This window comes from Streptomyces sp. CNH287, assembly GCF_000424825.1.
The window spans coordinates 458,393-483,712 of sequence record NZ_AUKQ01000003.1 but is presented as its reverse complement, the minus strand read 5'-3'; the positions used below and the strand labels follow the sequence as shown (position 1 = coordinate 483,712).

At 69.1% G+C, this 25,320-nt stretch carries 24 protein-coding genes and 2 tRNA genes; 12 read left to right on the top strand and 14 right to left on the bottom strand.

The window, feature by feature from the left end; all coding sequences use genetic code 11:
* Positions 1–78: 78 nt before the first annotated feature.
* From ndk to folC, 3 genes are all read right to left on the bottom strand, one after another.
* The gene (gene ndk, locus H299_RS0102040; RefSeq protein ID WP_027747052.1) at positions 79–492 is read right to left on the bottom strand and encodes a nucleoside-diphosphate kinase; all 414 of its coding nucleotides are present in this window, start codon (positions 490–492) and stop codon (positions 79–81) included.
* Positions 493–616: 124 nt separating this feature from the next.
* Complete coding sequence (locus H299_RS0102035; RefSeq protein ID WP_027747051.1) at positions 617–961, bottom strand: DUF4233 domain-containing protein; 345 nt, start codon at positions 959–961, stop codon at positions 617–619.
* 7 nt (positions 962–968) lie between these two features.
* Positions 969–2,513: a bifunctional tetrahydrofolate synthase/dihydrofolate synthase gene (gene folC, locus H299_RS0102030; protein ID WP_027747050.1), complete on the bottom strand. Its 1,545-nt coding sequence runs from the start codon at positions 2,511–2,513 to the stop codon at positions 969–971.
* Between the two features lie 159 nt (positions 2,514–2,672).
* Here folC and H299_RS0102025 point away from each other — a divergent pair, with 159 nt between their 5' ends.
* The 4 genes from H299_RS0102025 (at position 2,673) to H299_RS0102010 (ending at position 5,801) form a co-directional block, all read left to right on the top strand.
* Entirely contained in the window at positions 2,673–2,954 is a 282-nt protein-coding gene (locus H299_RS0102025) for a hypothetical protein (RefSeq protein ID WP_027747049.1), read from the top strand.
* Positions 2,933–3,175: a hypothetical protein gene (locus H299_RS0102020; protein WP_027747048.1), complete on the top strand. Its 243-nt coding sequence runs from the start codon at positions 2,933–2,935 to the stop codon at positions 3,173–3,175. The genes H299_RS0102025 and H299_RS0102020 overlap by 22 nt, the downstream gene beginning before the upstream one ends.
* 20 nt (positions 3,176–3,195) lie before the next feature.
* Positions 3,196–5,247, top strand: a complete 2,052-nt coding sequence (locus tag H299_RS0102015) for a DUF6571 family protein (RefSeq protein WP_027747047.1) — start codon at positions 3,196–3,198, stop codon at positions 5,245–5,247.
* A 290-nt stretch (positions 5,248–5,537) separates the two neighbouring features.
* Positions 5,538–5,801 (top strand): hypothetical protein, encoded by a 264-nt coding sequence (locus tag H299_RS0102010; RefSeq protein ID WP_027747046.1) that lies wholly within the window; start codon positions 5,538–5,540, stop codon positions 5,799–5,801.
* Positions 5,802–6,162: 361 nt separating this feature from the next.
* Here the strand turns inward: H299_RS0102010 and H299_RS0102005 are convergent, their stop codons facing one another.
* A complete protein-coding gene (locus H299_RS0102005; RefSeq protein ID WP_027747045.1) occupies positions 6,163–6,363 on the bottom strand; it encodes a DUF397 domain-containing protein in 201 nt (66 codons plus the stop codon).
* Positions 6,364–6,375: 12 nt separating this feature from the next.
* Complete coding sequence (locus H299_RS0102000; RefSeq protein ID WP_037757259.1) at positions 6,376–7,230, bottom strand: Scr1 family TA system antitoxin-like transcriptional regulator; 855 nt, start codon at positions 7,228–7,230, stop codon at positions 6,376–6,378.
* Positions 7,231–7,378: 148 nt separating this feature from the next.
* Between H299_RS0102000 and H299_RS0101995 the strand changes: the two genes are divergently transcribed.
* Entirely contained in the window at positions 7,379–7,726 is a 348-nt protein-coding gene (locus H299_RS0101995; RefSeq protein ID WP_027747043.1) for a hypothetical protein, read from the top strand.
* A 45-nt stretch (positions 7,727–7,771) separates the two neighbouring features.
* Here H299_RS0101995 and H299_RS0101990 read toward each other — a convergent pair whose 3' ends face one another.
* Complete coding sequence (locus tag H299_RS0101990) at positions 7,772–10,414, bottom strand: valine--tRNA ligase (RefSeq protein WP_027747042.1); 2,643 nt, start codon at positions 10,412–10,414, stop codon at positions 7,772–7,774.
* Positions 10,415–10,670: 256 nt separating this feature from the next.
* Between H299_RS0101990 and H299_RS0101985 the strand changes: the two genes are divergently transcribed.
* The 3 genes from H299_RS0101985 (at position 10,671) to H299_RS0101975 (ending at position 13,741) form a co-directional block, all read left to right on the top strand.
* Positions 10,671–11,492, top strand: a complete 822-nt coding sequence (locus H299_RS0101985) for a hypothetical protein (protein ID WP_051262023.1) — start codon at positions 10,671–10,673, stop codon at positions 11,490–11,492.
* Between the two features lie 10 nt (positions 11,493–11,502).
* Positions 11,503–12,522, top strand: coding sequence for a hypothetical protein (locus H299_RS39810; RefSeq protein WP_027747040.1), 1,020 nt, complete (start codon positions 11,503–11,505; stop codon positions 12,520–12,522).
* 289 nt (positions 12,523–12,811) lie between these two features.
* Positions 12,812–13,741: a hypothetical protein gene (locus H299_RS0101975; protein WP_027747039.1), complete on the top strand. Its 930-nt coding sequence runs from the start codon at positions 12,812–12,814 to the stop codon at positions 13,739–13,741.
* Between the two features lie 213 nt (positions 13,742–13,954).
* Here H299_RS0101975 and clpX read toward each other — a convergent pair whose 3' ends face one another.
* From clpX to H299_RS0101950, 5 genes are all read right to left on the bottom strand, one after another.
* On the bottom strand, positions 13,955–15,241 hold the full coding sequence (gene clpX / locus H299_RS0101970; protein WP_027747038.1) for an ATP-dependent Clp protease ATP-binding subunit ClpX: 1,287 nt from the start codon (positions 15,239–15,241) through the stop codon (positions 13,955–13,957).
* A gap of 160 nt (positions 15,242–15,401) precedes the next feature.
* A complete protein-coding gene (locus H299_RS0101965; RefSeq protein WP_027747037.1) occupies positions 15,402–16,076 on the bottom strand; it encodes an ATP-dependent Clp protease proteolytic subunit in 675 nt (224 codons plus the stop codon).
* 64 nt (positions 16,077–16,140) lie between these two features.
* Positions 16,141–16,746 (bottom strand): ATP-dependent Clp protease proteolytic subunit, encoded by a 606-nt coding sequence (locus H299_RS0101960; protein WP_106965705.1) that lies wholly within the window; start codon positions 16,744–16,746, stop codon positions 16,141–16,143.
* 414 nt (positions 16,747–17,160) lie between these two features.
* Positions 17,161–18,600 (bottom strand): trigger factor, encoded by a 1,440-nt coding sequence (gene tig / locus H299_RS0101955; RefSeq protein WP_027747035.1) that lies wholly within the window; start codon positions 18,598–18,600, stop codon positions 17,161–17,163.
* Between the two features lie 123 nt (positions 18,601–18,723).
* Positions 18,724–18,800, bottom strand: a tRNA-Pro gene (locus H299_RS0101950).
* A 102-nt stretch (positions 18,801–18,902) separates the two neighbouring features.
* On the opposite strand from H299_RS0101950, the gene H299_RS0101945 reads away from it, so the two are divergent.
* Positions 18,903–18,973, top strand: a tRNA-Gly gene (locus tag H299_RS0101945).
* 70 nt (positions 18,974–19,043) lie between these two features.
* Here H299_RS0101945 and H299_RS0101940 read toward each other — a convergent pair.
* Positions 19,044–19,238, bottom strand: a complete 195-nt coding sequence (locus H299_RS0101940; RefSeq protein WP_027747034.1) for a hypothetical protein — start codon at positions 19,236–19,238, stop codon at positions 19,044–19,046.
* A 647-nt stretch (positions 19,239–19,885) separates the two neighbouring features.
* Here H299_RS0101940 and H299_RS0101935 point away from each other — a divergent pair.
* Positions 19,886–20,941: an acyltransferase family protein gene (locus H299_RS0101935; RefSeq protein WP_486587117.1), complete on the top strand. Its 1,056-nt coding sequence runs from the start codon at positions 19,886–19,888 to the stop codon at positions 20,939–20,941.
* Between the two features lie 39 nt (positions 20,942–20,980).
* On the opposite strand, the gene H299_RS0101930 is transcribed toward H299_RS0101935, so the two are convergent.
* Both H299_RS0101930 and H299_RS0101925 read right to left on the bottom strand, forming a co-directional pair.
* The gene (locus tag H299_RS0101930) at positions 20,981–23,521 is read right to left on the bottom strand and encodes an ABC transporter permease (protein ID WP_027747032.1); all 2,541 of its coding nucleotides are present in this window, start codon (positions 23,519–23,521) and stop codon (positions 20,981–20,983) included.
* A complete protein-coding gene (locus H299_RS0101925) occupies positions 23,518–24,390 on the bottom strand; it encodes an ABC transporter ATP-binding protein (RefSeq protein ID WP_027747031.1) in 873 nt (290 codons plus the stop codon). The genes H299_RS0101930 and H299_RS0101925 overlap by 4 nt, the downstream gene beginning before the upstream one ends.
* A 185-nt stretch (positions 24,391–24,575) precedes the next feature.
* On the opposite strand from H299_RS0101925, the gene H299_RS0101920 reads away from it, so the two are divergent.
* A complete protein-coding gene (locus H299_RS0101920; RefSeq protein WP_027747030.1) occupies positions 24,576–24,794 on the top strand; it encodes a type II toxin-antitoxin system VapB family antitoxin in 219 nt (72 codons plus the stop codon).
* 2 nt (positions 24,795–24,796) lie between these two features.
* Positions 24,797–25,213 (top strand): PIN domain-containing protein, encoded by a 417-nt coding sequence (locus H299_RS0101915; RefSeq protein WP_027747029.1) that lies wholly within the window; start codon positions 24,797–24,799, stop codon positions 25,211–25,213.
* The last annotated feature ends 107 nt before the right edge of the window (positions 25,214–25,320 follow it).

The window sequence follows — 25,320 nt, the reverse complement described above, 5'->3', positions numbered from 1 at the left end:
ATGCCAAAGGGCGACCCGTACACAGGCGGTCGCCCCAGGTCACAGGGGCCGTTTCGCTGATGCCCCGTCAATGAAGAGTCAGCTGAAATCCGGGAAAAAAATCTTCAGTTCTCGCTCCGCGGACTCCTCCGAGTCCGAGGCGTGGAGGAGATTCTCGCGCACGATGGTACCGAAGTCACCACGGACGGACCCGGGCGTGGCGGCGATCGGATCGGTGGGGCCCGCCAGCGCGCGTACGCCCTCGATCACCCGCTCGCCCTCCACCACCAGCGCCACGGACGGCCCCGAGGACATGAACTCCACCAGCGGCTCGTAGAAGGGCTTGCCCACGTGCTCGGCGTAGTGCTGTTCCAGCAGCGAGCGGTCGAGGTCGCGCAGCTCCAGCGCACGGATCGTCCAGCCCGCCTTCCTCTCGATCCGGCCGATGATCTCTCCGATGAGACCCCGGCGGACGGCGTCGGGCTTGAGGAGGACGAGCGTGCGCTGGCTCATGTGGCGGACTCCTTGGGATGCGGCTTGCACACCTGCGACGGCGCGGCGGTGGAGGGCCGTACGGCGTGGGCGGCGGTACGGCCGTGAGCGAGGCTCAAGGCTACACGGGCGGGACACCCGGCCGTCACGCAGCGTCAGGCTCAGCCGCCGCCCGGGCCGCCTTCACTCGGTCCACCTCGCCGCCGAAGTGGACCGAGGCCCACCACAGGGCGGCGAACCCGGCGCCGAGGAAGAACATCGCGGGCACGATGAACCCGCTGGCCACCAGGCCCGCCTGGAGCACCCAGCCGAGCTGGACCCCGCCCGGCCGGCCCAGCAGCCCGCACAGCAGGAGGCACAGCAGCATCGCCGTCCCGCTCACCGACCAGACCGCCACCGTGGAAATGTCACTCGTCTGCATGGCGACGAGACCGGCGAAGCCGATCACGAAGAACTCACCGATCAGGGTGCTCGCGCAGAGCGTACGCACTACCGGTTCACCGTTTCCTTCCGAGCAGCAGCCGGGCCTCGCCGACCGTGATCACCGATCCGGTGACGAGCACACCCGCTCCGGCGAACTCGTCCTCCTCCTCCGCGAGCGTGATGGCCGCCTCGACCGCGTCGTCCAGCCGGGGTTCCACCACCACCCGGTCCTCGCCGAACACCTCGACCGCCAGAGCCGCCAGCGCGTCCACGTCCATCGCGCGGGGCGTGGAGTTACGGGTGACGACGATGTCGTTGAAGATCGGTTCGAACGCCTCCAGCAGGCCGCGCACGTCCTTGTCGCCGCTGGGGCCCACCACGCCGATCAGCCTGCTGAAGCCGAACGCCTCGGTGACGGCGGCGGCCGTGGCCTGCGCCCCCGCCGGGTTGTGCGCGGCGTCCAGCACGACGGAGGGCGAGGAGCGCACCAGCTCCAGCCTGCCCGGCGTGGACACCGAGGCGAACGCCTGCCGGACGGTGTCGATGTCGAGCGTACGGGCGTGCGCGGTGCCCACCCCGAAGAACGCCTCGACCGCCGCGAGCGCCACCGAGGCGTTCTGCGCCATGTGCGCGCCGTGCATCGGGAGGAAGAGGTCCGGGTACTCGCCGCCCAGGCCGCGCAGCGTCAGCTGCTGCCCGCCGACCGCGACCTCCCGGGAGACCAGGCCGAACTCCATGCCCTCGCGGGCGACCGTGGCGTCCACCTCGACGGCCTTCTTCAGCACCACGGAGGCGGCCTCGACCGGCTGCTGCGCCAGCACCACCGTGGCGTCCGTCTTCACGATGCCCGACTTCTCCCCCGCGATCTCGGCCGGGGTGGCACCCAGCCGGTCCGTGTGGTCCAGCGCGATGGGGGTGATCACGGCGACGGCCGCGTCGATCACGTTGGTGGCGTCCCAGGTGCCGCCCATGCCCACCTCGACCACGGCGACGTCCACCGGCGCGTCGGCGAAGGCGGCGAAGGCCATGGCGGTGAGCACCTCGAAGAACGACAGCCGGTAGTCCTGCCGCTCATCCACCAGCTCGATGAACGGTTTGACGTCCTGGTAGGTCTCGACGAACCTCTCGGCGGACAGCGGCGCGCCGTCCACGCTGATCCGCTCGGTGATCGACTGGACGTGCGGGCTGCTGTACCGCCCGGTACGCAGCTCGAACGCGCCGAGCAGCGCCTCGATCATGCGCGCGGTGCTGGTCTTGCCGTTGGTGCCGGTGACGTGGATCGACGGGTACGCCCGCTGCGGCTCGCCCAGCACGTCGGTGAGCGCGGTGATCCGCACCCGCGACGGCTCCAGCTTCGTCTCTCCCCAGCGGCTCGCCAGCTCCTGCTCCACCTCGCGCAGCGCCCGGTCCACCTCCGGGTCCTCGGGGCGGCCGGGCGCCAGGTCTGCCTGCGGGGGGCCGGAGAGCGCACGGAGCGTACGGCTGCCCGCCTCGATCACGGCGAGATCGGCGTCGCGGCCCGTCTCCTCGCCGACGATCTCCTCGAAGGCGTCGGCTGGGTCGGCGGGGGCGTCGTCGGCGGCCGGATCATGCTCAGGTTCCTGGGGCTGGTCGGTCACACCGCCAGTCTACGGAAGCGGGCCGCGCCTTCGCGCTCACCTTCGCCACCCCTGCGGCGTCCGACCGTCCGTCTGTGCGGAAGGCCGGACAGCGAAAAATCGAACGAGTAACCTCAGTGTCACTTCATGTGATCACCAAGAACTGTCCAAGGGGGAACTATGGCAGACGAATTCCAGGCGGAGTGGGACGCGTTAGTCGCGCAGGCACGGGACACGCAGTCGACCCGGATGCAGCTAAACTCCCCGGCTCCGATCGGCGGCTCGGGTGACAGCGGCAAGCTGGGCACGGACGAGACGGCCACGGCAGGGGCCGCGTCCTATGTGGAGGACACCCTGCTCCCGGACATCCGCAGCGCACACGCGCTGGTGGGGGGGCAGCAGCGGCGAAGCCGTCGGGGCTGCTCGGCGCGGAGCGCCCCGTGTCCGACAGCACGCTGCTGAACTGGCAGACCTCTTCCGGGCTGGACGACGTCCTGCGCAAGTGGGGCAAGCAGGTGCACAACCTGAAGCAGCGGATGCTCGGTGAGCGCGATGCGCTGCGCGGCACGAAGGTCCTGTACCAAACGCAGGACGCCCGGGTGCATGAGTACTTCTCCGCCGGAGGCAGCGCGTTCACCTCGTCCATCGACGGTCAGCTGACCGGCCTGCGGCCGGCCCGCTGAGCCGGGAAGGGGATCGCACGATGGCGCTGCTGTTCGAGGACATCATGAAGGCCGACCTCTCGGAGCTGGAGGAGGCCGCGACCGCATGGCGGAAGATGAGCGAACGCTTCGGCACCCTGCACACCAGCTACCAGTCACGGGTGAGCGGCCCGTTGATCGCGAGCACGTGGGAGGGCCTCGCCTTCGCCTCCTACTCCGAGGTGGCAAAGGTCTCCGCAGGCGAGTTCGACGGTGCGAAGCGGCAGGCTCTGGGCATCTCGAAACTGCTCAAAGACGCCTTCAAGGACCTGTCGGAAAAGCAACAGCACCTGCGCAGACAAGTCAACCAGGCGAAGGACAACCATCTGGCCGTCGACACCGACGGCACCGTCAGCTTCGACACCTCCGGCCTCAGCGAGGGAAGCCACGCGGGGTACCGCAACGACCCGGCCTACCGTGCGTCGGTCAGCGAGTCCGTCCGCGAGTGGCAGAAGGCGATCGACGAGGCCGTCCGCGCGGTGAACGACGCGGACGCCGGCGTGAAGCTCGCACTCAAGGCGGCTGTCGAACCACCCGACAACACCCGCGCGGGGAAGCACGGGTTCAACGAGGACGTCGTCACCGACGTGGAGAAGGTCGAAGCCGCGCGAGCCACGGACCTGGCCACCCAGATCAATTCAGGTGACGCGTCACCTTCAGAGATGGCCGAATTCGATCGACTCAGCCGCGACAACGCCGACAACCGGATGTACTCCCGCACGCTGCTCACCAACCTCGGCCCTGACGGCACTGTTCAACTGGCCTACCGGCTGAACCGGCTCGCCCACTATGACGACACCGGAAAGGCCGACAGGTACAACTCGATCGAGAAGAACCTTGCCAAGTCCCTTGATGTAGCGACATCAGGGAAGGGCGGCGCCCAGTTCCGCACTTCTTTTCTGCCCGGCTTACAGGAGGCAGGTCGGGAGAACATGGGAAGCAACACACGCCCGCTGTACGGATATCAAGTCCTCACGACCATGATGGAGGAAAGTGGACGGAAGTACGACGCGGACCTCCTGCACACACTTGCGGATGATATCCGGGACTTCGAAGAAGAGAAGGTTCCAGCAATATGGACAGAACACACCGGAGGAACGAAGGGGATCGGATATGACCCCCTTGACAACATCCTCGGGTCCATGGGGGACAATCCAGACGCAGCCTCCGACTATCTGAATCCAAAGAAAACCGACAACCTTCAGTATCTAATGAAGGAACGCGACTGGCCGGAAACGGCGCTGAGCGACATGAGCGGCTACGGGGTTACCGTCCCGGACTACAACAGATACGAAGGTTTTGGGCACGCACTCGATGCGTCGACCGACCCGACAGCAACCCGGCACGCAGGAGTCCAGGATCACATCGTGAAGGACTCCCTGATGTACATGTCCGAAAAGGGGAACGACTTCCCTCCGGAGATGCGCAAGCCCATGGCCCAGGTCCTGGCAAACCAGGCCGAGGACACGTACTTCACCATGAACAACCTGGATGGCGAGCCACCGTACAACAAAAGTGAGCTGGCGGAAGTCACCAAGCAGATCTCTCGGAGCACTGACTCGTACGCACTGCTTAACCAAGGAATGAACGAGGCGATGCTTCACGATTTCCAGAACGAGAAGGAGAACCCGGAGGACAGCCTGGACCGCTCCGGGCACGCGATCGGGTTCATGGAGGGCTCCCGGTATGAGGCTGCCAGAGCCGACCTGCTAGACACATCATGGCAGAAATCAGCTACCTATCACGGCGCACAAGTCGCTGTGAGCCCACTGAAGGTTTCCGGAACTCTACAACCCGCACTAGGGGCGCTCACAGACGCGTACTTCGCGGACCAGCAAATCGCCATCCAAGAGGATCAGCTGGAGAAGAACAAGGAAATTCACACGGTTCACGAGAAACGGCTCACCACTCTCGCCCAAGCATGGCACGAAGAGAATCACAATTGGGCCGATGGTGAAACCGGATACTCTGATGACCACGGCGTTTACTCCAAGATCAATGATGCGGCAGACCGTGGAAAGCAACAATACGAAGGAGAGATGGGCGGCGGGTGATGAGCACAAGCAAGTCTGGCGCTCGGGTAGTCATCTTGTGTGCCGTCACCACGTTGACGCTCGCGGGAGCATGCTCGGAGAAACGGAGCAGTGAACCGGTCAGGTTCTGCGGAGCCAATGTGGATTCCACCCTTCTGGAAGGACTCATTCCTGAGAACGGCGTCAGGCACTCGGGAGACCCCTTGACGGACGCCGTGCAGCCTGAGGAATGGAGCTTCTGTCGAGGGGTTTCGGACGGAGACCTCGTCTACCACGGATCGGTCAGAGGTTCGTGGCGACAGAGTGACCCCATGAAGGACCAGCTCAGGCCGCTGGAGAATCCTGCACTGCTGCAAGATTTGCCATACGAGGGGCAGGTTGCCCTCGGCGACAACGGCATCGAGGCAAACGTGAAATGCGGCCTCCACACTGCTGAGCGTCTCCTTATACAGATGAACCTGAGCGAGGACGCAGACGGCTCGGCGGAAGAGACCGAGGAGCGCCGCCGAAAACTGGAGCGGCTCGTGAACACCTGGATCCCGGAGGCGAAGAAGAGCATCAAGTGCCCTGATTAGTTTCCCAAGGGCATGATATATGCGCAAATCAACGATGCGACGGACCTGGGGAAAGTAAAATATGACCGGTGACGACGAAGCCAAGGAACTGGTAGGCGGTGGGAATTGATGCCGCACAGAAGATGGCGGCGAGCCGTCACTTTGACCACTGTGGTGGTTTCCGTCGGTGCTCTAGTGGTTACGTTCCTGGTGAGCCGGGGCGACGGTCGACAGTACGCGCTCCCGAAGGAAGCATGCCTGGCCACGTGCGGCTCATGAAGCAGCTGGTTCCGGAAGTGAAGAAAAAGCTGAACTGTGCCCGTTGACGTGGTACCACTCTCTCGACGGCGACGCGCTGGAGCACGCGCGGTTGAAGCGATCTTCAGCCTCGCGCACTCCCGCTGAAGCGCCCCTGCTTGATGTTGAGCAGCAGGGCGCTGAGCCGCTCGGCGCTCGTCGATATGATCACGTCCGGGGCATCACTCTCCCGAAGCCGGGCAGTCCCGTCATCGTCCACGGCGAGGTAGAGACAGTTGGCCGCGTTGCCGCTGTACGAGGACTTCTGCCAGTGGTAACTAGTCACGTCAGCCCCTTCTCAGATGCCGCTCAGGATGCGACGAATCATGTCGCGTGACTCTGCTGGCTGGAGAGCGAGTGCTTCCATTCGATCCAGCGTCTTCCGGTACCGCGCCAACTGCGGCTGCGTATCCAGGAACTCGGAGCCGTGATCCGTGTCGAGTGCGACCGTGTCCAAGAGCGGCACCTCGCCGCCGAGATACACGATGCTCTGCCCCGAACTGGGGAAGGTGCCCGAACCGAACGGGACGACCAGCACGGTGATGTTCTTCCGCTCCCCGACGGTCACGAGGTACTCCAGCTGCTCCCGGGCGGTCTGGGCGCCGCCGAAGTCCATCCGTAAGGCGGCCTCGTGAATGATCGCCGTGAGCGGTGTCTGCTGTGCGCCGTGGATAACCGCCTGCCGCTTGATCCGGTAGGACACCCGGTGTTCCACCTCATACGGTTCCATCGGAGGAACGACATCGGTGATGATCGCACGAGCGTGGTCTCTGGTCTGTAGCAATCCGGGCAGATGGATGACCGAAGCGATCCGCATGGACACCGCGTGGTGTTCCAGCTCCGCCAGGTCCAGCATCTCCGCTGGCAGCATGTCCCGGTAGTCGTCCCACCATCCCCGCGTCCGACCGCCGGTCATGCGGGAGAGCGCCTCGGTCAACGCCTGGTCTTCGCAGTTGTAGGCACCCGCCATGGCGCGCACACGTTCGCCGCTCACCGCGTAGCCGCCGGACTCGATGCTGCTGACACGGGACTGGGATGAACCGAGCAGCTCGCCTGCCTGTGTCGCGTTGAGGTCTGCACGCTCGCGGAGCCGACGCAGCTCCGCGCCCAACCGCCGCTGCCGAATGGTCGGCGGAAGCCTCGTCCGGGCCATCCCTACGCCTTCCTTCAATCGAACTCGCCAACCAGTACACACCCACACGAGCGATGTTATGACGTATCCCATCACCAAACTTCACTACGTCACAGCCACTCGCTATTCCTTAACTCATACCAAGTCCCTCTCCTGACGGGAGATCTCCATGGCAACCGTATCGCCGCAGACACCCGCGCCCGAGCCGTCCGCGCAGGCCGAGCCCGCACCCCCGCCGACCTTCGAGGAGGAGGTGTGCGCGCTCGTCGTGGATCTCGCGCCCCGGCAGATCGCCGTGGTGCTGGAGTACGAGACGGAGGACGGCGAGCGGGATGCGGAGGTCATCGCCTGGGGCGTTACCCACGAGGACGGCAGCACACGCGTGGACAGCGTGAGCGGCAGGCTGCACGCGTCGCTCGCCTCGCCCGAGCGGGCCGTGGGGCTGCTCGCCCGGCGGGCACAGGGCACGGTGCGGCTGATGTGGCTCAGTCCGGTCACGCAGGCTCTGGCTGCGTGACCGGACTGACCGGGACAAGCTTCGGGGAGGCAGGAGCGAGGCGGCTCAGCCCGGGGGCAGGCCCGCCAGTTGGGACTGGATGCGGGCGATGTCCGCCTCCGCGGCCTCGCGGCGGGTGCGGATCTTGGCCACCACCTCGTCGGGAGCCTTGGCCAGGAAGCCGTCGTTGCCGAGCTTGGCCGTGGTCTGCTTCAGTTCCTTCTCCGCCAGGCCCAGGTCCTTGGTCAGCCGCTTGCGCTCGGCCGCGAAGTCGATCGCGCCCGAGAGGTCGAGTTCGACCGTCGCCCCCGCGACCGGCAGCGACGCGGTGGCGGCGAAGCTCTCGCCCGCCGGCTGGAGGCGCAGCAGGGCGCGGATCGCGTCCTCGTGCGCGGCCAGGGAGGTGCCGTCCAGGGAGAGCCGGGCCGGGACCCGCTGCCCGGGCTGGAGGCCCTGGTCGGCACGGAAGCGGCGGACCTCGGTGATCACCCGCTGGAGCGTGCCGATCTCCCGCTCGGCGGCCTCGTCGCGGAAGCCGGAGTCGGCGGGCCACTCGGCGACGACCACCGATTCGCGGCCGGTGAGGGTCGTCCACAGCGTCTCGGTGACGAACGGGACGATCGGGTGCAGCAGCCGCAGCAGCACGTCCAGGACCTCGCCCAGGACCCGCCCGGAGACCTCGGCCGGACGGCCGCCCTTCTGGAAGGTGGTCTTGGTCAGCTCGACGTACCAGTCGAAGACCTCGTCCCAGGCGAAGTGGTAGAGCGCGTCGCTCAGTTTGGCGAACTGGTAGTCGTCGTAGTACTTGTCGGCCTCGGCGACGACGGCGTTCAGCCGGGAGAGAATCCAGCGGTCCTCGGCCGTCATCTCCTCGGGCGCGGGCAGCGGGCCCGCCACGGAGGCGCCGTTCATCAGGGCGAACCGGGTGGCGTTCCAGACCTTGTTGGCGAAGTTGCGGGACGCCTGGACCCAGTCCTCGCCGATCGGCACGTCGGTGCCGGGGTTGGCGCCGCTGGCGAGTGTGAAGCGCAGCGCGTCGGAGCCGTACGCGTCCATCCAGTCGAGCGGGTCGATGACGTTGCCGAAGGACTTCGACATCTTCTTGCCGTGGTCGTCCCGGACGAGGCCGGTGAGCGCGATCGTGCGGAAGGGCGGGACGCCGTCCATGACGTACAGACCGAACATCATCATCCGGGCGACCCAGAAGAAGATGATGTCGTGCCCGGTGACCAGGGTGCTGGTCGGGTAGAACTTCGCCAGGTCCGGGGTCTTCTCGGGCCAGCCGAGGGTGGAGAAGGGCCACAGGCCGGAGGAGAACCAGGTGTCCAGGACGTCTTGGTCCTGCGTCCAGCCCTCGCCCGAGGGCGGCTCCTCGTCCGGGCCGAGGCAGCGCGTCTCGCCGTCCGGCCCGTACCAGACGGGAATGCGGTGGCCCCACCACAGCTGGCGCGAGATGCACCAGTCGTGCATGCGGTCCACCCAGTCGAAGTAGCGGCTCGACAGCTCCGCCGGGTGGATCTCGACCCGCCCGTCGCGGACGGCATCGCCCGCCGCCTGCGCCAGCGGGCCGACCTTGACCCACCACTGGAGCGACAGCCGCGGCTCGATGGTCGTCTTGCAGCGCGAGCAGTGGCCCACCGAGTGGACGTACGGGCGCTTCTCCTCGACGATCCGGCCCTGGCCGCGCAGCGCCTCGACGATCGCCGAGCGCGCCTCGAAGCGGTCGAGGTCGACGAACGGGCCGTGGACGGTGATGTTGCCCCGCTCGTCCATGACGGTCAGGGACTCCAGGCCGTGCCGCCGGCCGATCGCGAAGTCGTTCGGGTCGTGCGCCGGGGTCACCTTGACCGCGCCGGTGCCGAACTCCGGATCGACGTGCGCGTCCGGGACGACGGGGATGGTGCGGTCGGTCAGCGGCAGCTTGATCCGCTTGCCGATCAGGTGCGCGTACCGCTCGTCGTCCGGGTGGACGGCGACCGCGGTGTCGCCGAGCATCGTCTCGGCCCGGGTGGTGGCGACGACGACGCTCTCCTCGCCCTCGCCGTACCGGATGGAGACCAGCTCGCCGTCGTCGTCCTGGTAGTCGACCTCGATGTCCGAGATGGCGGTCAGACAGCGCGGGCACCAGTTGATGATGCGCTCGGCGCGGTAGATCAGCCCCTCGTCGAACATCCGCTTGAAGACGGTCTGGACGGCGCGCGAGAGGCCCTCGTCCATGGTGAAGCGCTCACGCCTCCAGTCGACGCCGTCGCCCAGCCTGCGCATCTGGCCCAGGATCTTGCCGCCGTACTCTTCCTTCCACCGCCAGACCCGCTCGGTGAACTCCTCGCGCCCCAGGTCCTGGCGGGACTTGCCCTCCTCGGCGAGCTGCTGCTCCACCTTGTTCTGCGTGGCGATGCCGGCGTGGTCCATGCCGGGGAGCCAGAGCGCCTCGTAGCCCTGCATCCGCTTGCGGCGGGTGAGGGCGTCCATCAGCGTGTGCTGGAAGGCGTGGCCGAGATGCAGCGAGCCGGTGACGTTGGGTGGCGGGATGACGATGGCGTAGGGCGGCTTCCCGCTCTGCGCGTCCGCCTCGAAGTAGCCCCGTTCCACCCAGCGCTCGTACAGCTTCCCCTCTACCTCAGCCGGTGCGTACTGAGTCGGCAGATCTGCGGGGGCCGCGGCTTCGGACCCGTGCTGTGTCGGGCCCTGCTGAGTGTTCTCGGTCACGACGGTCAGTGTACGGGCGCGAATGTCATGGTCTCGAATCGGTTATGGACCCGGTGCAGCGTCCCGCCCCGAGGTCCGTCAGGATGATGCCGTACGCGTGCGCGTCGGCCGAGGGTTCGTGAAGGGGGAGCACACGATGAGTTACCACGATCCGCCACCGGGTCCGTACGGCGGCCGGCCCGGTCAGCCGGGTCCCTATGGTGCTCCCCCGCCGGACCCCGGCCCCGCTCCCGGCCCCTACGCGCAGGGTGGCGGTGTGCCGGGCCAGCCCGGTTACGGCTACCCGCAGCAGGGATACGGCGCGCCGCAGCAGCCGGGCCCGGCCGCCGGTCCGTACGGGCCGCCGCAGGGCCCGCAGCCGTACGGCATGCCGTACCCGCCGCAGCCTCCGCAGGGCGGCGGCCGGGGCAGGACCCTCGGCATCATCGTCGGCGCACTCGTCGTCGCGGGTGCGATCATCGCCGGCGCCGTCCTGTACACCGGCGGCGGTGGCGAGGAGGACGAGCAGGTCACGCCGTACAGAATCGTCCCTCCGCACGCGGTGCTGGACGGCTCGTACACGAAGGCGGCGGACGCCCCTGGTGCCAGCGACGGCCTCGTCAGCACCTCGGACGCCCGGCAGCTCGGTGTCGAGGACGGCGACGGCGTGACCGCCGCCTACAAGGCCGACTCCGAGGGCGACCTGCGGCTGGCCGGGGTGTACGGCTCCGTCGGGAACCCGAAGAAGTCCGCCGACGCGATGTTCGCCCTGGTGCACAAGAGCCAGGAGGACCTCGCGGACGACATCGACGACTACAAGGTGGAGACGGTCGGCGAGCGCAGGGAATACTCGCCGGAGGGCTTCGACGGCGCGGTGCTGGAGTGCGAGACGCAGCGGCAGTCCGGCGAGATGTACGGCCAGTCGCTCGACGTCGAGTTCAGTACGTGTGTCTGGTCGGACAGTTCGGCGGTCGCTGCGGTGTCGCAGTCGGGCGCCCAGTCCTCGAGTGGCACGTTCGGTGAGTCCATGTCGCAGGATGAACTCGCCGAGGCCACGGTCAAAGTCCGCGAGGACACCAGGAAAGAGATCAAGGAGTAGTGACGGCTCGATGAGCTACAACCAGCCGCCGCCTGGCCCGTACGGTCAGCAGCCCCCACAGCAGCCGAACCCGTACGCACAGCAGCCCGGTCAGGCACCACAGCAGCCGCAGCAGCAGCCCAACCCGTACGCGCAGCAGCCGGGTCAGCCCGGCCAGCCGCCGCAGCCGGGCTACGGCTACCCGCCCCAGCAGCCGGGCCAGCCCGGTCAGCAGCCGTACGGCCAGCCGGGCATGCCCGGTGCCCCGCAGGGCGGCGGCAGCGGTGGCGGCAACGGCAAGACCATCGGCATCGTCCTCGGCGCGCTCGTCGTGGTGGCGGCGATCATCGTCGGCGTCGTCCTCTTCACCGGCGGCGACGACGATGACAAGGCCGAGGGCGGCACGGGCGGCAGCAGCAACTCGAAGACCGAGGACGAGAAGGGCGAGGAAGGCGAGAAGCAGGAGGAGCCGCCCGTCGAGGAGCTGAAGCCCTACAAGATCGTCCCGCCGTCTTCGGTGCTGGCGGGCGAGTACACCTCCACCGGCAAGGGCACGAAGGACGAGGACCTCACCAACGACGCCGACGCGAAGCGGATCGGCGTCACGGACGGCACCGGCGCCTCGGACATGTACGAGACCACCGCCAAGGAGCAGCTCCAGCTCGCCGCGATCTACGGCACGGTGGCCGACCCGAAGAGCGCGACCGACGGGATGTTCGACAAGGTGCACGACAACCAGAAGTCGGGCACCGGGATCAAGAACTACAAGGTCGAGACCGTCGAGGGCCCCAAGGAGTACAGCCCGGAGGGCTTCGACGGCGAGGTGCTGCGCTGCGAGACGCGCAAGCAGACCGGCCAGGTCGGCGGTACCGACGTCGAGTTGATCTTCCCCACCTGCGTGTGGGCGGACAAGGCGGCCGTGGGTGTCGTGTCGCAGATGGGCGCGATGCCCGCGGGCGGAGGCGCGGGCAAGTACGGCAAGTCGATGGACCAGGACGCGCTCGCCGAGGCGACGGTCAAGATCCGCGAGGACGCCAGGGAAGAACTCTGACGGACTCCGGGGCCCTGACGGGGCCATGAGTCACCACCCGCGCGCCCGGCCCGTACGGCCCGCCGCCGGGCCGACCGCGATCATGCGGCCGGCCCGGCGGCGCGGCTGACGTCATGGACGAACTCGTCGGTCACATCGAGGAGTTCGGGCTCAGACGCCGCGCAGGCCCGGACCGCGCACAGGGTGCCCGGTCGTGAAGGCCCGGATCGGCTGACGCACCCCAAGGCATCACATCACACCACCCCGTGCGCTACCGCGGGCGTCGAACAACGGAAAGAGTGACCGCATCATGAGCTACAACCAGCCGCCGCCGGGCCCGTACGGCCAGCAGCCGCCCCAGCAGCCCAACCCGTACGGGCAGCAGCCGCCGCAGCCGCCGCAACAGCCCCAGCCCGGCTACGGCTACCCGCCCCAGGCGCAGCCGCCCCAGCCCGGCTACGGCTACCCGCCCCAGCAGCAGGGCTACCCGCAACAGCCCGGCCAGCCCGGCCAACCCCCCTACGGCCAGCCCCCGTACGGCCAGCCCGGCATGCCCCAGCCCCCGCAGAACGGCGGCAGCGGCAAAGGCAAGACCATCGCCATCGCCGTCGGCGCCCTCGTCGTCGTCGGCGCCGTCATCGGCGGCGTCCTCGCCTTCACCGGCGGAGACGACGACAAGGCCGCGGCCGACAACAAGAAGTACAAGCTCACCACCCCCGCCACCCTCCTCACCGACTACGAGCGCGTGGGAAACGGGGGCATGAGCGACGACTTCACCGCGAGCGACCAGAAGAAGATCGGCATCACCGGCGCCACCTCCGTCCAGAGCACGTACACCACGGCGGACACGTCCAACGGTGAGCCCAGCAGCGCGGAGCTGGCGACCGCGAAGTTCCTGGTGTTCATGGGCGCGTACGGCAAGGTGGCCGACCCGGAGAAGTCCGTGGACGCCCTCTTCGCCTTCGTCCAGGAGGACGCGGGCGACGACGCCCCCGAGATGATCGGCAGCCCGGAGAAGAAGTCCCCCGCGGGCTTCGAGAGCGGCGTCATGAAGTGCCAGATGACGAAGGACAACGACCCGGAGCCCGGCATGCCCAGCGAGACACCGCTGTGCGTGTGGGCCGACAAGACCACGGTCGGCGCCGTCGTCAACGCGCAGGCGCTGGGGTCCCAGTCGCTGGACGACGCGGCCAAGATCACCTCCGACGTCCGCAACGAGGCACGGGTGGAGATCAAGTGATGCCGTCGTGCCCGAACAGGGCGGCAGGGGTGGCCACTCGGTGAGCCGGGGCAGGAAGGCCGCCGTCTCCGCGTGCACGCTCACGGCCTGCGCCGTGGTCCCCCTCGGGTAGCCCGGCCGCGAAGGCGCCGCGCGGAACAGCGGGAGGGGAGGAGCGCCCGGCGCTCCTCCCCTCCCGGGCCGTGTGCACAAGGCCGCCAGGCCGCCCGCGCGCTACGCGCTCTTCTCGTGCCGCTCCGGCTCGTCCGTGCGGCGCCGGGGCACCAGCGTCGGGTTGACGTTGGAGTGGACGACGTCCTCCGTGATCACGACGCGCTCCACGTCCTTGCGGGACGGCACCTCGTACATCACCGACTGGAGGACCTCCTCCATGATGGCGCGCAGCCCGCGCGCGCCCGTGCCGCGCAGGATCGCCTGGTCGGCGATGGCCTCCAGCGCCGGGCGGTCGAAGTCCAGCTCCACGCCGTCGAGTTCGAAGAGCCGCTGGTACTGCTTGACGAGCGCGTTGCGGGGCTCCATGAGGATCTGGAGCAGCGCCTCGCGGTCCAGGTTGTGCACGCTGGTGATCACCGGCAGCCGCCCGATGAACTCCGGGATCATCCCGAACTTCACCAGGTCCTCCGGCATGATCTCCTCGAACTGGTTGCTCGCCTCGATCTCCCGCTTGGAGCGGATGTTCGCGCCGAAACCGATGCCCTTCGCACCCGCCCGCGACTCGATGATCTTCTCCAGCCCGGCGAACGCGCCGCCCACGATGAACAGCACGTTCGTCGTGTCGATCTGGATGAACTCCTGGTGCGGGTGCTTACGCCCGCCCTGCGGCGGCACCGAGGCCGTGGACCCCTCCAGGATCTTCAGCAGCGCCTGCTGGACGCCCTCGCCGGAGACGTCGCGGGTGATCGACGGGTTCTCACTCTTGCGGGCGACCTTGTCGATCTCGTCGATGTAGATGATGCCGGTCTCGGCCTTCTTGACGTCGTAGTCCGCGGCCTGGATCAGCTTCAGCAGGATGTTCTCGACGTCTTCCCCGACGTAGCCCGCCTCGGTCAGCGCGGTGGCGTCGGCGATGGCGAACGGCACGTTCAGCATGCGCGCCAGCGTCTGCGCCAGCAGGGTCTTGCCGGAGCCGGTGGGGCCCAGCAGCAGGATGTTCGACTTCGACAGCTCGATGCCGTCGTCGCGGCCCTGCCCGCCCGCGTTCTCCCCGGCCTGCACCCGCTTGTAGTGGTTGTAGACCGCGACCGAGAGGGCCTTCTTGGCGGCCTCCTGGCCGACCACGTAGCCCTCGAGGAACTCGTAGATCTCACGGGGCTTGGGCAGCTCGTCCCAGCGCACTTCGGAGGTCTCGGCCAGCTCCTCCTCGATGATCTCGTTGCAGAGATCGATGCACTCGTCGCAGATGTAGACACCCGGCCCCGCGATGAGCTTCTTCACCTGCTTCTGGCTCTTGCCGCAGAACGAGCACTTGAGCAGATCGCCGCCATCACCGATGCGTGCCACGAGGTGCTTCCCCTTCGCCTGAAATCCGTCCGCTCCGACGGACCGAGGTACGTGCACTCCGACGGTACCTTGCCGGACCGCGGAAATGGGCCCCCCTTGGACGGACTCCGTACCGGCGCTCGCACGCCGCGCGAGGCCCGTCCAAGGGCGGTGGAGGACTTCAGACGTCGGCCGAACTCTTGCGGGTCGCGACGATCTGATCGACCAGGCCGTACTCCAGCGACTCCTCGGCGGTGAGGATCTTGTCCCGCTCGATGTCGTCACGGATGGTCTCGATGTCCTTGGTGGAGTGCTTGGCCAGCATCTCCTCGAGCTGGGTGCGCATCCGCTGCACCTCGCGGGCGGCGATCTCCAGGTCGGAGACCTGGCCGCGCCCGGTCTCGCTGTACGGCTGGTGGATCAGGATGCGGGCGTTGGGCAGCGCCATCCGCTTACCCGGCGACCCGGCGGCCAGCAGCACGGCCGCGGCGGAGGCCGCCTGGCCCATGCAGACCGTCTGGATCTCCGGCTTCACGAACTGCATCGTGTCGTAGATCGCGGTGAGCGCCGTGAAGGAGCCGCCTGGGCTGTTGATGTAGATGGAGATGTCGCGGTCCGGGTCCATCGACTCCAGGCACAGCAGCTGCGCCATGACGTCGTTGGCGGACGCGTCGTCGATCTGCACGCCGAGGAAGATCACGCGCTCCTCGAAGAGCTTCGCGTACGGGTCGTACTCGCGCACGCCCTGCGAGGTGCGCTCGACGAAGCGCGGAATGATGTAGCGGGCCTCGGGCGACGGCCCGTTGTAGCGGGCCTCAAGGCCCTCGTAGAGCCCGGCGCCGGGGAAGTTGTTCATCGGAGTGTTCTCCTGGTGATGAGCTGGCTGCGGTGGAAGGCTGAGGCGGGCGCTGGGGCAGGGGTCACGCGCCCGTACCGCCGCCGCCCGGGAGCTGGGCCGCGGAGCCGTACACCTCGTCGATCAGGCCGTAGTCCTTGGCTTCCTGGGCGGAGAACCAGCGGTCGCGGTCGGCGTCCCGGGTCCACTGCTCGACGGTCTGCCCGGTGTGCAGCGCCGACAGCTCGGCCATCTTCTTCTTCGTGCGGAGCAGCTGCTCCGCGTGGATCTTGATGTCCGAGGCGGAACCGGCCAGGCCCGCGGAGGGCTGGTGGATCAGCACCTCGGCGTTCGGCAGCGCGAAGCGCTTGCCCGGCGTCCCGGCGCTCAGCAGGAACTGGCCCATCGAGGCGGCGAGGCCCATGGCGATGGTCACCACGTCGTTCTTGATGTACTGCATGGTGTCGTAGATCGCCATGCCGGCCGTGATCGAGCCGCCGGGGCTGTTGATGTAGAGGAAGATGTCCTTGTCCGGATCGGCGGCAAGGAGCAGCAGCTGTGCGGTGATCTTGTTGGCGATATCGTCGTCAACCGCCTGGCCGAGGAAGATGATCCGCTCGTTGAGCAGTCGGTTGTAGACCTGGTCGCCGAGGCCACCACCGAAGTTGGGCTCAGCGGCGGCAGAAGGCATCGGAAGCGTCACGTGTCCACCTGCTCGTGTCCGGACGGCTGCGACTGGGCGTGGCCGTCACTGGCGTCTTTACGGGCGCGGGGCGCCCCAGCAGCCCGTTGCCAGGCTCGTACCGGTACACCCCTGCCCTCGTATCTATGGACCCTAACGCGCTGGTCGGCGGGCGCCATCCCGCATCAGGAACTGTTCGCTGTGAGCGCAGGGTCACGCCCGGCGGGGGGCTCGCAGGGGCGGTTCCGGGGCGGACGCGGGCGGCTCGGGGCCGTCGCGCCGCGCTCCTGCCCCAGCGGGCGCCGGAGCCCGCCTCGGGGCCGCGCGCCCCCGCGGTCCGCCCGGGGGCCGGAACGCGCCGACGGGCCCGTACACGTGCGCGTACGGGCCCGTCGGTGGTGCCGCTGGAGCGGTCGGACGAGGTCAGGCGTCGGACTTCTTCTCCGCCGGCTCCTCGGCCTTCCCGGCCTCCGGGGTCTCCGCCTCGGCCGCTTCCGCGTCGGCGTCCGCCGGCTCGGTCTCGGCCGTGACGGTCTCCGCCGTCTCGTCCTCGTCGTCGTCGAGGTCGACGACCTCGCCGTTGCTGTCCTTCACCGTCGCGGCCTCGACCACGGCCGCGAGCGCCTTGCCGCGCGCGACCTCGCCGACGAGCATCGGCACCTGGCCGCCCTCGACGACCGCCTGCGCGAACTGGTCCGGGCTCATGCCGGAGGACTGCGCACGCCGCATGAGGTGCTCGGTCAGCTCTTCCTGGCTGACGTTCAGCTTCTCCTTGTTGACCAGCTCGTCCAGGATGAACTGCGTCCGGATGCCCTTCTCCGCCTGCTCCTTCAGCTCGGCGTCGAAGTCCTCCTCGGACTTGTCCTGCATCCGCAGGTAGCCGTCGAGGTCCAGGCCCATCTGACCGAGCTGGTGGTTCACCAGGTTGTGCTTGCGGCTGCTGATCTCGTCCTCGAGGAGCTTCTCCGGGACGGGGATCTCGACCAGGCCGATGAGGGCGTCGAGCACCTTCTCCTGCGCCTCGGTGGCCTGCTCGTACTTCTTGGACTGCCCGAGCCGCTTGCGGCTGTCCTCGCGCAGCTCCTCCAGCGTGTCGAACTCGCTGGCCAGCTGGGCGAACTCGTCGTCCAGCTCGGGGAGTTCACGGCTGGAGACGGACTGGACGTCGACCTTCACCTCGGCCTCGCGGCCCTCGGCGGAGCCGCCCTTGAGCTCGGAGGTGAACGTCGCGGACGCGCCCGCCTCGAGGCCGGTGACCGCCGCGTCGATGCCGTCGAGCAGCTCGCCGGAGCCGATGGTGTAGTCGACGCCCTGGGCGACGCCGTCCTCCAGCACCTCGCCGTCGATCTTCGCCTCGAGGTCGACCTTGACGACGTCGCCCTCGGCGGCGGCGCGCTCCACGACCGTGGTGGAGGCGAAGCGCTCGCGGAGCTGGTCGACGGCCTTGTCCACGTCCTCGTCGGAGACCTCGGTGGCCTCGACGGTGACCTCGATGCCCGAGTAGTCGGGGATCTCGATCTCGGGGCGGATGTCCACCTCGGCGGTGAAGGACAGCAGCTCGTTGTCCTTGAGGTCGGTGATGTCCACCTCGGGCTGGCCGAGCGGGTTCAGCTCGCCCTCCTCGAGGGCCGACTGGTACAGCTTCGGCAGCGCGTCGTTGACGGCCTCCTCCAGCACCGCACCGCGCCCGAACCGCTGGTCGATGACCCGAGCGGGGATCTTGCCCTTACGGAATCCCGGCACCGTGACCTGCTGGTTGATCTTCTTGTACGCCGCGTCGAGGCTGTCCTTGAGCTCCTCGAAGGGCACCTCGACTGTGAGCCGAACCCGGGTCGGGTTCAGGGTCTCCACGGCGCTCTTCACGGTCGGTCTCCTTGGGGCTGACTGCTGGGGGCATTGGGGGCAATGGGGTACTGCCGATGGAGCGCCCCGTATGCGACACGAGTATGCGGACACGCCGCAGGCACGCGTGTCTCTCATAGTACGTGGTCGGGGTGGCCGGATTCGAACCGACGACCTTCCGCTCCCAAAGCGGACGCGCTACCAAGCTGCGCCACACCCCGTCGGTGCGACACGTAGCGTACATGCCGTACGATGCACACCGTGCCGCAGTGGTCACGGCGCCGGTTCGCGAGGACCGCGAGCGGGCCGTGAGGGTGGCGCATGCGGGCGTAGCTCAATGGTAGAGCCCTGGTCTTCCAAACCAGCTACGCGGGTTCGATTCCCGTCGCCCGCTCAGGACGCGGGTCGGCCCGGTCCCCTCGGGGGGCCGGGCCGCCGTGCGAGACACCGCGACGCGCCGCGCGTCAGAAGTTGATGTCGCTGATGGTGTCGGTGAGGGAGTCCATCGCGTCGTTGATGGTCGGCGCCGCGCCGGTGGAGGCGAGGAAGAAGCCGAAGAGCACCGCGACGACGGCGGGGCCCGTCTTTATGGAGCCGCCCCGGACCATCACCACCAGCACGATCCCCAACAGCAGCACCACAGACAGTGAAATGGCCACAACTGATCACACCCTCGGTCGGAACGCCTCACCCGGCCCGGGGGTCGTCCGCCGCTGGACTCCACGCCTCTGAACCCCCGCCCACCCCATCGTGCCACCAACTCCCCTCCGAACGGAGCCGGGTGACCTCGCGGCACGGCGTGGCGCACGTCGCACACCAGCGCGGCCACCCCCGGCCGGGCGGGGCGGCCGGAGGTCCCCGCCGTCGCCCGTACGGGCGGCACGCGGTGCACCCGAAGATAATCCGGGACACAAAGGCACAAGATGAATGCAATATGCACCGATGCGCGGCGAACCCTTTTAGCCGCGCCATCCGAACACTCTTGTGGCCGCATTCACAGATCCACCACAACAGCACGGAATCCATGGTTCCTCAACCCCAACAGCCGTGCATATGCCCCATTTAAGTAGCCCGTAGTACCACAAACAAGACATCCTCCTGTTGACAGCTGCTTTCCTCTCCGCGTGATCTCGCGCATTCGCGGAAGAAAACACGCGGCGGGCGTACGCAGAATTTACGGGACGGGGGTCGGGCGGCTATCGTGCCTCAGATGTTGCACGCTCGTTATGAGCGGGCCCCGCTCCCCCCGGCCCGCCCTGAGACGCCTCCCCCCACGTCTGCGGAGCTGCCGCCCAAGCCGGACGGCATGTCCGGGGCGAAGCAACGTGACCCCTTCTTCGACAACGCGAAGTACCTCACGATCCTGCTGGTCGGCATAGGGCATGCCTGGGACCCGCTGCGTGACGACAGCCGGACGGCGGAAGCCCTCTACTACGTCGTCTACACCTTCCACATGCCGGCGTTCATCATCATCTCCGGCTACCTCTCCCGTACGTTCGCGGGCAAGCCGGGTCAGCTCAAGCGTCTCGTCACGGGCATCGTCGTGCCGTATCTCGTCTTCGAGACCGTCTACACCCTCTTCATGCGCTGGGCGGACAACCCCGACCGCGAGTTCAGCTACCAACGCCCGGGCTTCGCCCTGTGGTTCCTCATCGCGCTGTTCATCTGGCGCCTCACCACCCCGCTGTGGAAGAGCATGCGCTGGCCGGTGCCGGTCTCGCTGGCCATCGCCCTGGGCGCCAGCGTCACGCCGAGCATCGGCGAGGACCTCAACCTGATGCGGGTCCTGCAGTTCCTGCCGTTCTTCGTCCTGGGCCTCCAACTGCGGCCCGAGCACTTCGAGATCGCCAAGCGGCGCACACTGCGGCTGGCGGGCGTGCCGATCATGCTGGTGACGCTGGTCTTCGCCTACTGGGCCGTGCCCCGGATGGACAAGGCCTGGTTCCTGCACGACAAGTCGGCCGAGGACATGGGCGTTCCCGCCTGGGTCGGGGCGACGATGTACCTGGCGCTGTTCGGCTGCGCCCTGGTGCTCACCGCCTGCTTCCTGTCCTGGGTGCCGCGCCGTCAGACGTGGTTCACCGCGCTGGGCGCCGGGACGCTCTACGCGTACCTGCTGCACATCTACCCGATCAAGCTGTCGCGCGAGTTCGAGTGGTACGACATGGACTGGGTCGACCATCCGCTCAGCCGCGTCGTCATCACGCTGCTCGCGATGGTGATGATGACCGTGCTGTGCACGAAGCCCTTCCAGCGCCTCTTCCGCTGCGTGATGGAGCCCAAGGCCGAGTGGTTCTTCAAGGAGGACGCCGTCGCCAAGGCCAAGGACCGGGCCCGCGAGCGGGAGCCCGTCGAGCGCTGACGGCACACGGCCCCGCCCGCACCCCCGCCCGCCCGCGCCTCAGCGGTGCCGCAGGACCGCGCGGGCGGGGAGCGCCGTCGAGGCGAGAGTCAGCGCCAGGACGGCACCCGCGAACCCTGCGTACAGCAGCGGTGGCGCGTACGGGGCGGCCTCGAACAGCCCCTGGGTCATCGGGTAGAGCGTCAGCGCCGCGATGCCCGACCCCAGCGCGAGCCCGGCCACCCCCACCAGGACCGCCTCCCAGCGCACCATGCGGAGCACCTGCCGCCGCGTGGAGCCGACGAGCCGCAGCGTACGCAGTTCGCGGCGGCGGGCCAGGATCGTCATCACCAGGGTGTTGGCGGCGGCCACGGCCGCGAACCCGCCCAGCACGGCCGTCATCGTCCGGTTGCCCCAGGCGTTGACCGCGCGGTCCTTGTCCTGCTCCTTGGTCCAGCCCTCCCTGCCCTGGACGGTGCCCAGTTCGCCCAGCGCCGTGGCGACGGCCCCGCGGTCGGCGCCGGGCGCCTCGCGGACGAGGACCTCGCTGTCGTAGGCCGAGGTCACATGGCCCTCCAGGGTCGTGCGCGACAGGGTGACCGGGGAGAGCCCGGTGCCCCGCCCGTAGACGGCGACGACCTTCAAGCGGGCGGCGGTGCCATCCGGCAGCCGCGCCCCCAGCCGGTCCCCGAGCGCCACATCGGCGGACTGCGCCAGCACCCGGCTCACGGCCACGGTCCCCTTCTTCAGCCCGGCCAGCGAGCCCTCGCGGACGTCCAGGTCCTGGACCGCGGCCAGCCGGCCGCCCCCGCCCGCGACGCCCTGTGCCTCGTACCCCTGGAGCCAGCTGTCTCCCGCGGAGCCGACCCGCACCAGCACCTCGGCGCGCAGCAGGCCGACGGCCTCGGACACCCCGGGCGTACGGGCCGCCTGCGCGGCGGCGGTGGCGGGCAGCCCGGTGAGCCCGTCCCGCGCGGTGACGACATGGTCCGCGAGGAGCCCCTCGCGCTGCTCGACGGAGATCTGCCGGTTCTCGCTGGTGGCCAGGAAGGTCAGGGTGGAGCAGAACGCCATGGCCAGCGCGATCGGGGTGATCACGGAGGCCAGCCTGCGGGCGTTCGCCCAGGAGTTGGCCGCGGCCAGCGAGGCGGCGGCGGAGCCGTTGCGCAGTGGCAGCCCGACCAGCCAGGCGCTCGCCTTGGCGACGTACTGGCCGAGCAGCGCGACCGAGAGCATCAGCAGCATCACGACGCCCAGGGCGAGGCTCGCCGCGTCCTCGCCGCCCTCGGAGGCGGCCAGCCGGGCCAGCGCGGCGCCGCCCGCCAGTGCGCCGACGCCCAGCACGGTACGGATGACGCCCGGCCGGAAACGCTCGGTCGCGGACTCGGCGAGCGCCTGGCCGGGGCGGATACGGGAGGGGCGGCGGGCGGCCAGGTATCCGGCGAGCAGCGCCGTGCCGACGACCGTGCCGAGAGCCACCCAGACCGGCAGCATCGAGTACCGCATCGAGACCTCCGCCGGGATCGCGTCGCGCTCGCGCAGCTGGCCGAACCACCAGCCCGCCAGCGCCATGCCCGGCAGACAGCCCAGGGCTCCGGCCAGCGGGGCCACCAGCAGCGCCTCGGTCGCCACGGAACGGCGTAGCTGCCGCGGGGTGGCGCCGATGGCCCGCAGCAGGGCGAACTCGCGGGAGCGCTGGGCGACCGAGAGCCCGACCGTGGCCGCGCCCGTGAAGACGGCGGTCAGCGCCGCGATGCCGCCGAAGGAGAAGCCGACCGCTTCGAGGGTCTCCTTGGCGTAGTCCAGCCCGGGGTCCTCCACGGCGCCCCGGGCGTCGCCCGTGTGGACCTCGGCGCCGGTGCCGCGCAGCGCCTCGGCCACGGCGGCGCGCAGCGCGTCGGTGCCGGTGCCCTTCTCGGGGAGCACGGCCAGCGCGTCGGCCCAGCCGGGGTGGCCGGCGAGGCGCTGCGCCTGGCCGTCGGTGAACCAGGCGGTGGGGCCGCCGCCCGCCGGGCCGCCTGCGGTGTCGGTGGTGCGTGCGGTGCCCGCGAGCCGGAAGGCACGGTCGCCCGCGGGGGTGGTGAGGGTGAGGGCGTCGCCGGGGGTGAGGCGTGCGGCCCGCGCGGTGGCCTCATCCAGGACGACCTGCCCGGTACGGGGCGCCCGGCCGGAGGTGAGCGCGTGTCCGGTGAAGGCCGTGGACCCCCAGCCGTGCCCGGTGACCGCCGACCCGTCGTGCTGGACGGGGAAGGCCACGTCCGGTACGGCGGCGGCGACGCCCGGTGCGGCTGCCGCCTTCGCGGCCCAGCCGGTGTCCAGGCGGGCGGTCTCCGGGACGCGCAGGCCGCTGTCGGTGTCGCCGTCGCCCTTGTCGGCGGTCAGGTACGCGCGCTGGTCAGCGGTGACGACGACGGGGGCGTCGCCGTAACGCTGGGCGGGTACGGCGGCGCGGGCGCCGGTGTCGGCGAGGAAGCCGCAGGCGGAGATGATCATCGCGGCCATGACGAGCGCGACGAAGGTACCGGCGAAGGAAGTGGGCTTGAAGCGGATCGCGGCCCGTGCGAGGCCGTTGCCGAGGAGTACGGCTGTCAGGCGCCTCATGCCGCGGCGCCCGCTCCCGCGGCGGACGCACCGGCACCAGCACCAGCACCAGCACGGGCACCGGTGCCGTACGCGGTGAGGGTGGCCATCCGGGCGGCGATGGCCTCCGCCGGTGCGGCGGCGAGGCTGCCCGCGAGGGAGCCGTCGGCCAGGAAGAGGACCCGGTCGGCGTAGGCGGCGGCGGTCGGGTCGTGGGTGACCATGACCACCGTCGCACCGAGGGCGTCGACGGCGTGCCGCAGGAGGGCGAGCACCTCCGCGGCGGTGTGGGTGTCCAGCGCGCCCGTCGGTTCGTCCCCGAAGATCACGTCGGGCCGGGTGATGAGCGCGCGGGCGATGGCCACCCGCTGCTGCTGCCCGCCGGAGAGCTGTCCGGGGCGGCGCTTGGCGAGTGCCTCCAGCCCGACCTGCGCCAGCACCTCGGCGGCGCGGCGCCGGTCGCGGGGGTGCCCGGCGAGCCGCAGCGGCAGCAGGACGTTCTGTTCGACGGTGAGCGAGGGCAGCAGGTTGAAGGACTGGAAGACGAAGCCGAGGCGGCTGCGGCGCAGCGCGGTGAGCTTGTTCTCGGACATGCGGCTGATCGCGGTGCCGCCGAGCGAGACGGTGCCGGAGGTGGGCCGGTCGAGCCCGGCGGCGCACTGGAGGAAGGTGGACTTCCCGGAGCCGGAGGGGCCCATCACGGCGGTGAAGCTGCCGTGCGGGAGGGTGAGGGCGATGTCGCGCAGGGCGTGCACGGCGCCGGAGCCACGTCCGTAGCGGCGGCTGACGGCATGCAGCTCGACCGCGTGGCCGCGGGGGGCGGGCGCGCCGCCCGTGGCACCGTGGTGCGCGTTTCCGTGCTGCTCGGAGCGCTTCTTGCCCAGCCGCATGATCTTCCTTCCCAGAGTGCCGTACCGACTCCTCGAACGTACGGATCAGGGAGGTGCCGGGACCATGACGGCCGCCGGTCAATGGGGGGTGGGGTAATCCCCCGCACCGCTGCGCCCATGCTTGATACAGTGTCTGCAAAGGTTGCATACATCAGCGAGGCGCAGACCGATCGCCTGGAGAGGCCATGACCGCTACCCAGATCGACATCGACGACGACGCCCTGGCCGAGGCCATGCGGCTGTCCGGCGCCCGTACCAAGAAGGAGATGGTGAACCTCGCCCTGCACGAGTACGCGGAGCGCCGACGGCGCACGGAAGCGCGCCTGCGGCACTTCCAGAATGCCGCGAAGTGGGATGAGGGGTCCTTCAGGGATGAGCGGGCCGCCGAGAAGGGCGTGGCCTGACCGTGCTGCGCTACCTCGCCGATTCCACGGCGGTCTGGCGCATGCAGCGCGACCCCGGGCTCAACGACGCATGGGGCCACGAGACGGATCAGGGTGCGATCGGCTCCTGCCAGCCGCAGCGCACAGAGTTCAGACGCTCGGCGCGCAACCTCCGCGAGTTCGACGAGATGACCGACATGTTCGGCGACCTCTACCCGGACGCGCCCGTGCCCAAGACCGCGTGGTCGTGGGTGGAGGCAGCCCAGTACCGCCTGGCACGCCGAGGTCAGCATCAGAGCCTCTCCGTGGTCGACTGGCTCGTCTGCGCGACTGCGGTGCACCACGGGCTGGTCGTGCTCCATGACGACAAGGACTTCGCGGCTGCCGCGCGGTTCCTCGTCGACCTCCAGGAGAGGAACGTGACCGCGGTCGCTCCGTAGGGCGGGCCTGTCTGGCACGGCACCTGGCCGCGTTGTCGCCTCGCGCGAGTGCGACGGGTACGAACTGCGCTCCCCCGCCTTCCCGGCCATCGCACCAGGGTCTTCCG